Here is a 13,261-nt window from a genome sequence, read left to right as displayed (position 1 = left end):
TCCCGAGGATCTCGTCAGAATTAGGATCTTGTCCGATCGAGCAATTCGCGGGCTCAACCTGGTCAAACCGGCGCCCCCTACGAACTGCCCGATCCTTGAGGATTCCGCTGCGCGACAATCACGATGATTCATTCAGTTGGTAGCTATAGGCGGTGAATCATGAGGGGCATTGAGGAGCGTGGCAAGGCGCCCATCTCGGCATTTAGGATATCGAAACAGCGATCGACAGACTTGTAGGCATACCTCGCCTGTCGCTTGCCCATCATGTGGATCATCTCGATGCCGGAGAGGATAACCACGGCGCTCGCCTGCGACTTGAAGCCGATGGATGGATCGAATGCGGCGCTTGATACGCCGGTGATCCTGTTCGATCCGATTGTTGAGATACCGGCTATTGCGGATGCGGATCGGCTTCAGCGGTCGCCGCGATCGCTGCCGCAGCCGGCTTTCAGCGTCGCAGGAAAGGATCGCTTCGTAATTGGTCTGGCTGCCGTCGATGACGATGCGCTCCGGCCGGCCATGGCGCGTCAGCGCCTTGTGGAGGAAGCGTTGGGCCGCCACCAGGTCACGGTTTTCGCTGAAGAACAACTCGACCGTGTCGCCGAGGCTGTCGATGGTACATCCATGGCCGCGGACCTTGATGTACGTCTCGTCCATATGCCACTTGCTGCCGACCGCACGCTTGCGCCGGTTGAAGCGCTCCAGCAGCTGCGGCGAGAAGTGGGCGACCCAGCGATGCACGGTGGAGTGGTCGACCTTCAAGCCGCATTCGGCCATCATCTCTTCCAGATCGCGCAGGCTCAGAGTGTAGGCCAGGTACCAGCGCACGCACAGCAGGATCACCGACTGGTCGATATGGTGGCCGTTGAACATCACGTGCTCCTCCACAGCTGAGGAGTGTTTCTTGCCATGCTCCGCTTACCAAAAGGTTTGCGACAGAGCCGTTCGAACCGCATGCCGACACCATCGTCAAGGGCGGCCGCGATGTCGATTATGGCCACAAGCTCAACCTGACGACGGGCAGGCAGTCTGTTCTTTCAATTTAGACCAACTATGCGGATGCCGCCTCAGTCAATTCAAGAAGGTAACCAATGCCGCGCACGGTCGTGATCCGTGGCGTTGCACCTGACCTACTCAGGTGTCCACGTAAGCGATAGATTCCGACTTCAAGCGCGTTGGCAGATACCTCGTCGTTGAACGAATAGAGGTGATCTTCCAACTGCGCACGAGGCACGATGCGGCCTGCACGGATAAGCAGATGCTCTAAAATACATAGTTCGCGGCGTGCGATCTTCAGAGGATGACCCGAGACGGAAACCTGTCGGCCGATCGGATCGAAATTGAGATTGCCAAATACAACGATGGGGTCGGTCACCTGTGTCGACCGGCGCAGAATGGCTCTCATTCTGGCGATGAGCTCATCAAAAGAGACGGGCTTGAGCAGAAAGTCGTCCGCGCCACCGTTGAAAATTGCAATTCGCTTCTCGAGATCGTTGAAGCTACTCATAATGAGGGTTGGAACTGAATGCCCGTCGCTCCTTAGCTGTCTCAGCCAGCCCAAGCCATCGCCATCTGGCAGAGCCAACTCCAGCAGGAGAATTTCATAGGTTGCGCAACAAAATGCCCTCGACGCCTGTTCCAGGTTGCCAACTACATCAACGGCAAAACCGCTATCCCCGAGCGCAGCTCGCACGGCGCGCGTAAGATCCACATGATGATCAATGAGCAGCGTTCGCATTTCACGTCCTATCAAAGTAGGACAGGTCACCGTCCGCTGTAAGACCGGGGCGACAGCAGAAGTCGCGCAACTCTTCGTAGTGTTCGTAACGCTCTTTCCGATGGGTGATCGCGGGAGCATGCAAGTCGCACGCCTGCAATAGTCGGGGATGGAACACGTGAAGACCTGTTGACGGGCTGAAACCGTCGGTCGGCCAGCCCACAATGCCACCGACTCTGCCTGCGATTTCTCTGCGCATCGATCCTCCTATATGGGTTGCGTCGCAAACTCCAGCTGAGGTCGCAAGGGCAGGTTGCGGCTTTGTTCATCGAGAGGACCCCCTGGAGGCAATACCAGGAGGATTCCCTGTACGGCACTTCCCGATTTGCCAACCGGTCATTCCGAACACGTTCGGCGGCTTTGAACACGCTCATTGAGCGCGGCTAGGTAAATCAAGGGTACGACCTGCCGGGTGTCGATGCCGCTTTTGAAGCAGGCATCGGCACCAGCTCGGTGAGCGTCGCCCGCGCAATTCAGCGGACGCGCTCGATACACCCAGTCGAATCGTGCCGCAACTTGCCGCGCCGACAGGGCGCCCGAAGACTTCAGACTTGTGACCGAAGGTCTACGCCCAGTCCTCCTCCCATTATCCACCTCCGTCAAATCAAAGTGGACGTTCAATCCGAACAAATTACGCCATCGTATCACAAACGACTTACCGATCCCCGACGTGCTCTAGCCTTAGTGCTTGTTAAGAAGGTCGGCTACTGTCTCTCCGCGTCGCCGGGCATCGGCGGCGAGCCACACCTCCCCCACCTCATACACGTCGCCGTGGGTACTGAACGGCACAATGACGTCAATGGCAGCCGACAGCAGGTCAAGAAGCGTGTGGTCTTCCACAGCAGCTCCTTGCGGGCTGCTCTTGACGAGTGAAAAGAGCTTTTTAAAGCCTTGGACCGGATCCGCCCCATGAATCGTTGATATTGATCCCGCATGGCCGGAGACGACTTCGCTAAGGTAGGCCCAAGCAGCATCATCGCGCATCTCGCCAAGCAATATTCGATCAGGGCGCATGCGCAAGCTGGCTTGCAACAGTTGCTCGGCTGTCACCGCACCTACGCCTGCTCGGTCCTTCGGATAGAGTAACCGGACATGGTTCTCGTGCGGGATTGCAAGTTCGAGCGTGTCCTCGATACTTATCAGCCTCTCTTGCGGGGGTATAGCGTTGATCAAAGTCTTGCTCATTGTCGTTTTGCCGCTTCCAGTAGGTCCGCAAAGCAGCATCGTGAGCCGCCCGCAAACGCACGCTCGCAAAAATTGCTCCAAGTCACCATGGTCGTAGTGCTGAAGAATCGTTTCGTCCTGCCGCTCTTGGCGCTCCTTTCGTGACCGCCATTGATTCCAACGCGAGTATTCGTAGCGAGAAGAAACTTCCTTGAGTTCGGTCACACGACTTGAGGGACGCCGTATCGTCAGGCTTATTGTTCCTGAGGGAACAGCGGGCGGCAAACAGATCTGCAGCCGCTCTCCGTTCGGCAGCTCAGTCGCACAGAGGGGGCTTTGCGGTCCGACATCTTGCTTGCGCAGCGCTCCAGCGAGGATCGCGATGTCCTCCAGATCGTCATAAGATAGCGGTAGCGGATGTTTCGTGAAAACGCCGGCCTGTCGGACAAAGGCTTCCCCAGGCCGGTTGATAGCGACCTCTTCGGTCCTTGGCTCCTCAAGCCATTTCAGAACAGGGTTGAGAAGCAAACGCAATTGAGGGTCAGCCTCCGGTCGCATTGTTGTCTCTCCGGCGTTGGCGATGTTGGGGGGCTGGCGCCACGGCGATCGCTCTAAGATCGTATACATCTGAGAAATCGAGGTCCCGAGCCACAAAGATGGATACAGCATCTCCCTGGTTTTTCTTCAGAGTTGGCGGAACGTTGATCGTTGCTCTAAGGGTCGTGTCAACGGCTTGTCCGGCGTTGCTCTGGAAGCTGTTGATGCCGCTTCCTCCACCTGAGCTGCCAGCGTATTGACCGGCGGCCTGAAACGCGCCTTGAATGACGCTCATGAGCATTGCTCCGCCAAAGCGCTGCCAGAAGTGATTATCCACCGTGCCAGGCATTCCGGAGCGGCCGAGCTCGTCAGCGCCCGGCGACGCTAGCGAAACGAGGGCATGGTCAGGCGTTTCGATGCGCGTCCACAGCACGAAGACACGCGCATCCCCCTGTTGGAGACCACGCTGGATCTCGCCAATCACGGTCGTCCCGCGATCCAAAAGCACCACGTTGTTGGTGGCGCCGCGGACGTCTTTAGGTAAGACGCACTTCACATAACCCGGTAAATTTGTGTCGACTGCCGTTTGCAAAATGCAGGGAATTATCGTTCCTTGAGTAATCACGAGATCAGGGTGCGGCAAAAGTGTGGCCCGGCTTGGCTCCTGTATATCTGGCTTCAATCGCCCCGTCAGATCGCCAGCGTCTGAAATCTCATGCGAGGTCGCGGGAGCATCCCTATGGTTGTCTTCGTTCCGCTGACCGTCGTTGGGCATTTGACCGCTGCCACTGTAGGCGAAAATTGGTGATTCCTCCGGCGGCGGATCAGCTGGCGCCGGAGGCGGCGTGGATGGCGCAGGATCTCCTGCCTGCGCCGCCTGTACGGGTGCTGAAGGTTCGGGAGCAATCTTAATCGGCACGGGGCGGAATGGCTCGGCGTCGGCGACAATTGGAGGTTTTGGCTGAGTTGGCTCGTCTTGTGTGCTGGGACGACCGCCGAGCCAGATGAGCGATAGAGATGAGATGAGAACAAGAGCAGCGACGGCCAACTTCTGCAATCCCGAAACATGCCGGCGGGCCGGCTCCGAGACCATCGATCCGGAGGCATGGACATCATGTCCCGACTGTGGGCCGGTTTCATTCATCGGCCGAGCCTTTCAAAACGCGCCACACGTCGGGTGTCACTGTACCGGTCCCTGGCGCTCGTCCCACAGGGTCATAAGCCCTGTTGAAAATGGACAAGACCGTATTGCCATCTCTCAGACGCCATTCCCGGGCGACTGCGGATACTTCAACATAGTCCCCTTTGACCGTGTAATTGGCAGCGGCTTCCTTGCCGTCGGGATTGATAATGTAGAGGGAGGGTATGCGGGAATTGCTTGCGAAGCCAAATACGGTGGTAAAGCCATTATCGAAAACTTGCAGCGGCGCCAGCGATCGATCGCCCTTTGCGACGTAGTGAAAATTGCTTTCGTCCGGACTGGTAGTTGCGGCGGGCCGATTCAACAAATCCTGAACTCTCTCGTCGTGCAGCACTTTCGCCCGGGCCTGACCAAGAATCGAGCGCCTTTCTGCGTCCTTTCTCTGAGCAGCAGCCTCATCAGCAGGATAGGTGAACTGCACGCTGTAGTATAGGTCAGGTTGCTGCTCATCGAGTTTTGGCATCGCTCTCGTTGAAATACTGAAGACGTATCTCCGTGTACCGGACTCACTCTCGGCCAGCACGATGACCGGCTGCGGCGGGAGCATCCGGCTAGCCTTAAAAAAGAGATAGTTGGCGCGCGGGAGCGCAGCCAGGTCTTTGCTATTGGAAACGGCCACGGCTGCGACTGTCTCGTTGGCCGCGAATGTGACAACCAGCGTTGCCCCCACTGCGGTAGACAGGCGCACCACTTCGTCGGGACGATAAGCCAGGTAGCGCATGCGCGCATCATGCTTGCCGGCAAGTGGTGTGTCTTCCGCGGACGCTTCCATCGTTAAGAAGAGTGAACAGACCAGCGCGAGAAACGCTCTTTTTGTCATGGCTGCACATAGCCCAGGTTCGATACGCTATCTTCCGAGCCTTGATAGGAAGTGACGAGTAGACCTCCCGGATTGGTGAGCCTCGATTGCCCAGGCAGACCCGTCAAGCGCTCGTAGCGGATGGTAGCTGTCCAGGTGGTCACTATCGGCATCTGCCCATCGACAACAAGCGTACGTTTGTAACGGATCTGTTGAACGTCCGGACTGATGTCGTTTGAGGAAATATGCCCGACCTCGAGCTTGCCGCGCTTGCCGACGGTGACTTGCGGCGAGGTGGGATTCGGATAGTTGAAGAAATCTTGATATTGCTGTCGCACAGCCGGCGCGCTGAAACTGGATACGAGGTCATAGGCGTATTGGGCTGTATCTGCTGTGTACCCCTCGCGCAGGCGTACATATTCCCACAGCGAAGCATTTATGACGGCTCGGTCCTGGGTTGCCGGCAGTCGAGAGACTGACACTTCGCTGTCGACGGTCCCATCCGGCCGGACCCAGAGGAACACAGGTACGAGCTTGGCCAACGGGACCATGGCAGCGATGGTAAATGCCTGGGCAACATTTCCTAGGACCGCCGCTGCGGCAAAGGCGATCAGGGCCTTTGACAGGCGCCGCGCAGACTTCGCTCGTGACGTTTGAAACGCTTCCACCTTCTTATAGTGGGCGGCTAGCGTTTCTCTCTCCACCAGAAGGGCATGTTCAGGAAATTTCACTTTGGCTCTTCCGCGCATTCGACCTGAAGATCCTCAGGGGTGGTTTCCCATTGTCCCACGTTCAGTTGGAATGGGGCACCCGCGCACGTCGCAAGCCCATGGCTCGTCTTGCAGGCGGCCAAAGCGAGGATTGACAGAAGTAGGCAATATTTCATGTTTTTGGCACCGAGCTTGTCGATTGATTAACCACCCGCCGTTTTGGCAAAGTGGCGATTGAGGCTGTTAAGAGGTCGGTTCGCACCTCCCCAAGAGCCGCCGGCGATGCTGCTGGCGATCGTCGGAAGCGCGACGATCAGAGCGTCACCAGCTAGGAAAAGCATGTCGAGCTCGTAAAGCCCGATGATCTTGGCTGCTGTCGTGCCCGAGAATTTGATCATCAAAAGCATGGCTGCCAGCGAGACTGCTTCGGCAGCGATTACTATCGTTGCAACGATGTTGAGGAGGAGAAGCAGCAGCCCGTACGAGAGCAGTTGGCCGATCCATCTGGTGGCTATGTCTCGAGTGTGATCAAAAAGGTAGCCTACAAGGACCAGGGGGCCGATCGTCAAGAGCACCTTCGTCAGAATTCCAACGGCATCGTAGATCTCGAACGCTGTCCACAGCGCGCCGTAGAAAATCCATTGCGCTCCCTCGAAAGCAAGTATGTCCTGGCCGTTCATAGGTCCAATTTCGGAAGCAATCAGCTGAAAGACATACTGGCTTGAAGCAAACATGAGATCGAGCTTCTGGGGGATTCCGATGAAGGGCAAGTCGCTGCCACTGATGTCGTGAGCCAACCTCGGAATCGTGTCGTCGAAGAGCGCTTCAATGTACTGCTGATAGTTGGCCTGCCCTAAGATAAGGGCGACGACAATCGACACCATGATTACGCGCGAGATACCCCCGCGCGCATCGACTTGACCACGCATGACCAGACAGCCTTGGATTATTATCCAGAGCGTGACACACGCAACCAGAGGCGCACTGACCGCCGCTTGGACGTTTTCAAGCACTTTGTGCAGCCCGGACGTGAAGGCCCCATGAAAGATCGTGTGTATAGTCGTGAATGGCGCGGGAATTTTGAAATTCATGGCGTGAGCCTGATGTGTCCCTGATCAGCGCAGCTGAGCCTGATGAACTCTGTGTGGTTTACGGGAGGATGCTAAACATATTAGCGGTGTCCTGATGTTCGCGACGCTGCGTGGCGGCCTCCTCCACGGCGTGAAGGCTCCCTTGTGCAGTGGCCATTGTCAGCAGACTCGTGGCCTGGACATTTTGGATCATCGCATCGTGAATCTGCTTGAGGACCAGACCGTTGGTCACGGTGGCCTGCATAATATTTCCCGAGCGGGAAAGCTGACCAAGCGTGCCGGCGTTATCCTTAAGGCGCTTGTCCATCATGCCCAAAGTGTCGGCTGCAATAGCTGCGGCATTGGCGGCCCCGGCGATTTGTCCCTGTAACAGTTTCGCTTCTGAATCGGTGCCGTTGACTATCCGATTTGGGTCCTTCGCAATGTTACGGGCCATAATCGAAGCTGGCGCCCGAGCATCAAACATCTGCTCCTCCAGCTTATTGCCCGACGGGTAATGATTTCCTTGGTTCAGTGAGCTTAGCAGTCCCGTGACAGCGAATGACGACGTTAGCATTGTCACCATTTCGATCGTGGTAGCGAGCGTCTCGATTGACCTCTCAAGGATCGCCGCATTGGAAATCGCTGTTAAGGTCGATTGTGTTTCTGTTACAGGGTCGGTGACGATCCATTGCGACCGGGCCTGTCCGTGAAGCAGAAGGGAAGCAGCAAGGGTCGTTACTGCAAGTTTGGCAAGTTTCATGAATATTCCTCCGTCAGTCTTGAACTTCATGGTACCGGGCCATGAACTTGTCGAGCCACCCACTTGGGGCGTCTCCGTGCTGATTACGAAGCTGGTCGGCAAAGCGCACTGTGTTGGCCCGCCCCGAGAGTACGGCTACGTACTCGCGCATCTGCCCAAGATCGAATTCGCAAACAATACTCCCGCTATCGCGCTTGAGCAAAAACTTGCGGCTGCCGATTGCCATTCCCTGGCGGATTGCCTCGAACTCCTGCGCAGTGCACTTCAAGCCATCGACATACGCAGAGCGGTCCGCCGTCGGTGATGGGTAGAAAATTTTCGTCATACATTGCGCAACGAGACTAGCTCCGAGAGGCGATTCCAGAACGTGTTCAGGCTGCTGCGTTGCGAGTATCAACATGCCGTTGTTTTTGCGGACCGTGAGCAAGAACTTGTCGATAACGGCCGAGAATTGGGGGTTGAGTAGATAGAATCGAAATTCGTCGCAGCTCATGACGAACCGACGACCATCGACGATAGCGCCCACTCGATGCAGAAGGTATGCGGCGGCCGGTGCACAGACCTCCTCATATTCCAGGAGCTGCGTCATGTCGAAGCCCGTAATGGAGGCATCCAGCCTTACTTCGTCCACGTCGCCGTCAAAGGCCCATCCAAGCGCGCCCCCTCTACACCACCGCTGCAGCCGTGCTCCTGCGCCCTCGGAGGGGCTGTGCAATAGGAACTCGCGCAGGCCCGCAAGTGAGCGCATAGGGGGTTCGAACGAAAGCTGACGAACAATGCCGCGTTCCAGCCGACGACTTTCCTCCGGCGAGATCGGACCACGGCCGTCACTCTCGATCAGGGCCATCAACCACTCGCGCAGAAAGTCCCGAGAGGCGGAGGTGTTGTCCAGTCCACGCAGAGGGGCCAAGCCGCTCGGAGCGCCTCTGCGCAACGCAAGATATGTCCCTCCCGTGGCTCGCACCAGCAATTCACCACCCCGATCCTTGTCGAAGAAGACGATCGCACCATTGCGATCGACCAAGCTTTGCTCAAGCATCGCGAGGACAAAGGTCATCAGCGTCGTCTTGCCTTTGCCAACGGGCCCGAATATTGCCGTCATGCCGACGTCATTCTCATGGGGGATGTAGTCGAAAGAAGTTCCACCGTTTGTGCGAAAGCGCGCAACAGCATTGCCCCAGTGGCCGGAACTGGAACCGCTTGGGAAGTTCTCAAATGAGACGAGCCCGGCAAAATTGTGTGAGGTGATCGCCCCCGGGCGCGTGCGCCACCTGTTGTTCCCCGGAAGTTGGGACCAATATGCGGCCTCCATGCCGATGCCCTCTTGGACGATAACGGCGCCCGCGTCGGCCAGCCGTGCGCGGGCACTTGCTGCGCGATCTGCAAGGCTATTGAGGCTGTCGGCATAGACGCACAGGCTCAGATGATGCGAACCCATCACGAATTCGTTGCTTGCCAGTGCGTCCTCTGCCTCGGCAAGTTCATTGATCTGGGTGAGAGCCTTGTCGCCGGCACTCGTCATCTGGCTGGACTTAAGGCTTAGTTTGGCATGAGCTTGTGGGCGAGTGAGGAAGGAAAAGCTCTGGCTCAGGACAAGCGGGAAGTTGGCGGACAGCAAGGAATTTAGCATGCCCGGCCGCGTCGTCGCCGGATATTCACGGAACGAAAACAATGATCCGACGGAGCTATCCACGGGCCTTCGAATCTCAAGCGCCCGCTTCCCGCAGATGACCTGGTCAGTGTAGATCGAGGCGCCAAGTGAGCCGGTAACCATCGGAACCGGAAGAAACCGGCAAGTCATCATGAGCCGAAGCGCCTCGCCGATTTCCGTGAAGAGCACGTTGCCTTTCTCACGAATGCCCAACCGGCGCAGACCGTAACCGCCGAGCGCGCCAGCAGTGATGTGCCAGAGGTCTTCCAGGCTCCGCATTTGGGTGGCTAGATCGTGCTCATTCCGTCTGCGGGACTTGGCAATCCGCAAGCCGATCTTGCCGATTGCGGTGCGGGGGGACACGATCAAAGTGAGGAAGTGATCGTTGCGAAAGAGCTTTCCCGACAGCACACGACGCTCGTAGGCCTCGCTCAGACTGCCAGCGAAGGCACTTTGAAACTGGCGCGGCGCCGGCGCCGGCACATCGTTGTGTCTCACAAGATGAGCGTATATCGAGATATTGTCATCGGCGATGTTGCGCAAGAGAGTGTTGAACGCGCGGCAGCGCGAGTTGCGCATCTCAGCGTCTTCCAAATCAAAGGGCACACCGTTCACATGTGCCATGGCCATGATCGATCCGTCTTCCAGAAGGACAACCTGATCGCTTACGTGACCAACATACGGAAGGTAGATCTCGCCAGACCTCTCGGTCCGGCCGCTGGCGCCGAACATTACACCATTCCTCTTCCGCGTTTCGGCACTCTGATCGGATTGGCGCTGACGCTTGCGCCTCCCCAGACCGGCCCGTCCACGCTTCTGCCGGCCGTCTGCAAATAGAGCAGCACGACGCTTGCCGCGTTATAGTCACGCTCAACAACCAGCCGTGCTCCGAACCAGAGTGGCGCGAGAACGATTTCGTAGAGCGGGTTCTGAAGGATAATGATAACAAGCCCAGCCAACATCATGAGCAATCCGGCCAGCGTCAGCGGCACCCCCAGAAACAGTGCCGGGCGCGTCGCCGCCACATAGAGGGTGCTCACTTCCAACCGGTCGCTCATCAGCCACCGCCTATGAGCGCCTTGCCCAGGAAGCTGGCCCCGAACATGATGACGATCCCTCCAACGACACCCGCAACCAGGCCAAGTGAAGCACGACCGAACATCCAAGAGATACCGATGGCTACGAGCCCGAGCACGGCCAGTGATTGTCCAAAGGGCCCAAGTATGAACGTGCAGATATTCTGGACCATCTTGGCAGGATCCGTCCCTCCGGTCACCTGAGCCGCGGCTGGCCCGCTGTAGAAGACCGTCCACGCCGCGCCTGCAGCAGCGGCCGGTACATATTCAGCCGCCATGCGCAGCATGAAAAAAGGCGAAGGAACACGCGTTTTAAGCGCACGAAGTATCTTGAGTGGCGTCATCATTGCATCTCCATGTTTCAATCGAATACGAGTTTGTTCGGGTTCGAGGGTTCCCGTGCTTTCGCAGCCTGGCTGCCTGTCGGATCGGAGGGATCGGCCCCGGAGCGGTCTGGCTGATACGAGCCCCAGATGTCCCAAGAATCTTGGTTGGGCTGCTTCTTTCTATTGGCCTGTTGGCTCTGCTGGAGCAGAGGCGGCACGGCTTTCCGACCGGGTGCCTCAAGGTGCGGCACATCTCGAGCAGTCGGCTCCAGCGTTCTCTCAAGGAGACTTGAGATGTCCTTTGCGGCCGACTCGACCTTGCGTACATAACCGTTGGCGAAGCCATGCGTGACGTCGCCCGTGTTATAGGCCGAGATGGCACGGCGAAGCGCCAGTTGCTGTGCCACAGCAGTGGTGCCGCCGGCATACCGGCTTTCAAGCAGGTGGGCGGCAGCCGAAAGCGAGGCGCAGGGCTCGAAAGCCCTTTCCGGCGTGAGATTGAGCACGGCAAAGTTCTTGCTGTTTATCTGCATCAATCCAACATCGACAGAATGTTGTGCTTCGAGGCGTTCCTTGATGCCCCGCGTGGCTTCCAGGTGGTCTATCCAGCGAAGCTGCTCACCTGTGGTGTTGTCATGAGCCACCAGCGTTTCAAAGCCACTTTCAATCTTGGCAATCGCGGCGAGGGTGGACGGCGCAACCCAGGGGGCGCATTTGCGCGACAGGCTGCGGAACTCACGCGGAGAAAGTGGCGCGGGCTCGGCTGGGAGTGACATGGATGTCATCAGGACGATGGCCAGCGGCCAAGCTGCAATAAACATTCCCTATCACCTACCTTTCCAAGCCGCCGGACGGGTTCTGGCCCTGTCCGGCACGCGCTTATCGGGGAGGTTTGTTACTGTGTGATGTTCAAGTTCAGCTTTTCGGTTTCAATTGAAGCAAAGACCGTGTTCGTATCAGCGTGGGTGAGCATCTTGCGCATGCGTGAGTGGCGCGGGCCCGATCAGCCAGCGACATCCGGAGCATCTTGGTACAATGACTCCTGTACAGGATTGCTCGTCCCGGCCGTCCGTTGCTCCTGGAGTGTGGGCCGCGACTTTGGCGTCATGGATGGTACTTCTGTCAGCGCCAAGCCAAGGACAAAATGGGGAGCTTGGCGGGCTTGTTCAGGCTCGGGATCACCGTGGGGAATCGACTAAGGCGATAAAGCGGCCCAACTTTGCCGGTATGCTGCCGGTCGTTAAAGAGCAGCCATGCGCGGCCCTGCACACTCAGATCATTGCTTGAGACGCGAGCTCGTCCGCGAAGCTGGCTCGAGGGCGCAAATCCGCGGCGGCGAGGGTCAACTGGGAAGACGTGGCGGCGCAGCCCATCCTGGTGCGAGCCTCGTTCAGCTGTTCGGCCGCCGCCGCCAAAGGGTGGATCATGCACAGTCCCATCGGCAGATAACCGCACGTCATTGACGGAGTCCGACGGCGCAATGGACAAGCATAGTGACACGCTCAAGATGGAGGAGTTGCAGTAACTGAGAAATGTTAGCCCGGACGTTCACCGCAACCGGCGACCTGCCGGTCGCCGAACAGCATTTGAGGCCGCCGGCCACCTTGGACGAAGCCGGCTTGGCAGGAGACACACTATTTTGCACAAGGCCGCTGCAGCGAATCACGGTCTTCTTCCGCCGACCGCCTCTCCGATCAAGCCAAACGCCGCGCTGCTCAACCATGTCCGAGCTGGATCCACGAGCCGGAGGATATCGAGATGATCCAGGTCCGCAAACTCCAGGATGACCAGGATGCAAGGGCATAGCAGGAAACTTGGCATCCATGAGGTCGAACTTGAGTGATATTGGCAGGCCTGCACCAACGGGGGAGCTCGAAGCGAAAAAGCGAAGGACCACACGGCAGGGTCATGTCGGCGCTTGGACCTGTCTGGTGGCCACGGGCTGCCTTGGTGCGGTCAATTCGCTGGGGATGAAAAGAACAGGACGAGCACGGCCTCACATTGGCCGCACGCAACGGCGAGTGGTATCAAGGAGCAGCTGTTCTGGGTCGGTGCCCCAGGGTTGCTCGGCAACAGGTTTAGACAAGGGGATTCAAGATTGAAGGTGTGCCGTTGAAACATGTTCTTGTCATTGACGATGATGCCGCAATGCGGCGCCTCATCGCCGAGTATCTCACGATGCATGCC

At 57.7% G+C, this 13,261-nt stretch carries 13 protein-coding genes and 1 pseudogene; 1 reads left to right on the top strand and 13 read right to left on the bottom strand.

Annotated features, from left to right (window positions below; translation table 11 throughout):
* Positions 1–143 precede the first annotated feature (143 nt).
* From NKI20_RS23880 to NKI20_RS23820, 13 genes are all read right to left on the bottom strand, one after another.
* Positions 144–873 (bottom strand): IS6 family transposase gene (locus NKI20_RS23880; protein ID WP_352834909.1). Its coding sequence is split into 2 segments (ribosomal slippage): positions 144–332 and positions 334–873, totalling 729 coding nucleotides; the frame shifts between segments, so codons are not numbered across the junction.
* Positions 874–1,051: 178 nt separating this feature from the next.
* A complete protein-coding gene (locus NKI20_RS23875; RefSeq protein WP_352834906.1) occupies positions 1,052–1,738 on the bottom strand; it encodes a response regulator in 687 nt (228 codons plus the stop codon).
* A 720-nt stretch (positions 1,739–2,458) separates the two neighbouring features.
* The gene (gene virB11, locus NKI20_RS23870) at positions 2,459–3,499 is read right to left on the bottom strand and encodes a P-type DNA transfer ATPase VirB11 (protein ID WP_023779307.1); all 1,041 of its coding nucleotides are present in this window, start codon (positions 3,497–3,499) and stop codon (positions 2,459–2,461) included.
* A complete protein-coding gene (virB10, locus tag NKI20_RS23865) occupies positions 3,483–4,622 on the bottom strand; it encodes a type IV secretion system protein VirB10 (protein ID WP_031250280.1) in 1,140 nt (379 codons plus the stop codon). Before virB10 ends, virB11 begins: the two co-directional genes overlap by 17 nt.
* The gene (locus NKI20_RS23860; RefSeq protein ID WP_031250279.1) at positions 4,615–5,499 is read right to left on the bottom strand and encodes a TrbG/VirB9 family P-type conjugative transfer protein; all 885 of its coding nucleotides are present in this window, start codon (positions 5,497–5,499) and stop codon (positions 4,615–4,617) included. Before NKI20_RS23860 ends, virB10 begins: the two co-directional genes overlap by 8 nt.
* The gene (locus tag NKI20_RS23855; RefSeq protein ID WP_023785251.1) at positions 5,496–6,209 is read right to left on the bottom strand and encodes a type IV secretion system protein VirB8; all 714 of its coding nucleotides are present in this window, start codon (positions 6,207–6,209) and stop codon (positions 5,496–5,498) included. The genes NKI20_RS23860 and NKI20_RS23855 overlap by 4 nt, the downstream gene beginning before the upstream one ends.
* Entirely contained in the window at positions 6,206–6,364 is a 159-nt protein-coding gene (locus tag NKI20_RS23850) for a type IV secretion system lipoprotein VirB7 (RefSeq protein ID WP_081731114.1), read from the bottom strand. Before NKI20_RS23850 ends, NKI20_RS23855 begins: the two co-directional genes overlap by 4 nt.
* A 27-nt stretch (positions 6,365–6,391) precedes the next feature.
* Entirely contained in the window at positions 6,392–7,279 is an 888-nt protein-coding gene (locus NKI20_RS23845) for a type IV secretion system protein (RefSeq protein WP_023762840.1), read from the bottom strand.
* A 58-nt stretch (positions 7,280–7,337) separates the two neighbouring features.
* Entirely contained in the window at positions 7,338–8,021 is a 684-nt protein-coding gene (locus NKI20_RS23840; protein ID WP_023785252.1) for a TrbJ/VirB5 family protein, read from the bottom strand.
* A gap of 13 nt (positions 8,022–8,034) precedes the next feature.
* Positions 8,035–10,404: a type IV secretion/conjugal transfer ATPase VirB4 gene (gene virB4 / locus NKI20_RS23835; protein ID WP_023775347.1), complete on the bottom strand. Its 2,370-nt coding sequence runs from the start codon at positions 10,402–10,404 to the stop codon at positions 8,035–8,037.
* On the bottom strand, positions 10,404–10,730 hold the full coding sequence (locus NKI20_RS23830; RefSeq protein WP_023679584.1) for a type IV secretion system protein VirB3: 327 nt from the start codon (positions 10,728–10,730) through the stop codon (positions 10,404–10,406). Before NKI20_RS23830 ends, virB4 begins: the two co-directional genes overlap by 1 nt.
* The gene (gene virB2 / locus NKI20_RS23825) at positions 10,730–11,095 is read right to left on the bottom strand and encodes a pilin major subunit VirB2 (RefSeq protein ID WP_031257862.1); all 366 of its coding nucleotides are present in this window, start codon (positions 11,093–11,095) and stop codon (positions 10,730–10,732) included. Before virB2 ends, NKI20_RS23830 begins: the two co-directional genes overlap by 1 nt.
* Positions 11,096–11,109: 14 nt before the next feature.
* Positions 11,110–11,895 carry a type IV secretion system lytic transglycosylase VirB1 gene (locus NKI20_RS23820; protein WP_023766572.1) on the bottom strand — a complete coding sequence of 262 codons (786 nt, stop codon included), beginning with the start codon at positions 11,893–11,895 and terminating at the stop codon, positions 11,110–11,112.
* Positions 11,896–13,186: 1,291 nt separating this feature from the next.
* On the opposite strand from NKI20_RS23820, the pseudogene NKI20_RS23815 reads away from it, so the two are divergent.
* Positions 13,187–13,261, top strand: a pseudogene (locus NKI20_RS23815) (DNA-binding response regulator); the annotation flags it as partial.

Origin of the sequence: Mesorhizobium sp. M0830 (assembly GCF_040319965.1) — a bacterium.
Lineage (GTDB): Bacteria > Pseudomonadota > Alphaproteobacteria > Rhizobiales > Rhizobiaceae > Mesorhizobium.
This window is presented reverse-complemented; position numbering and strand designations above follow the sequence as displayed.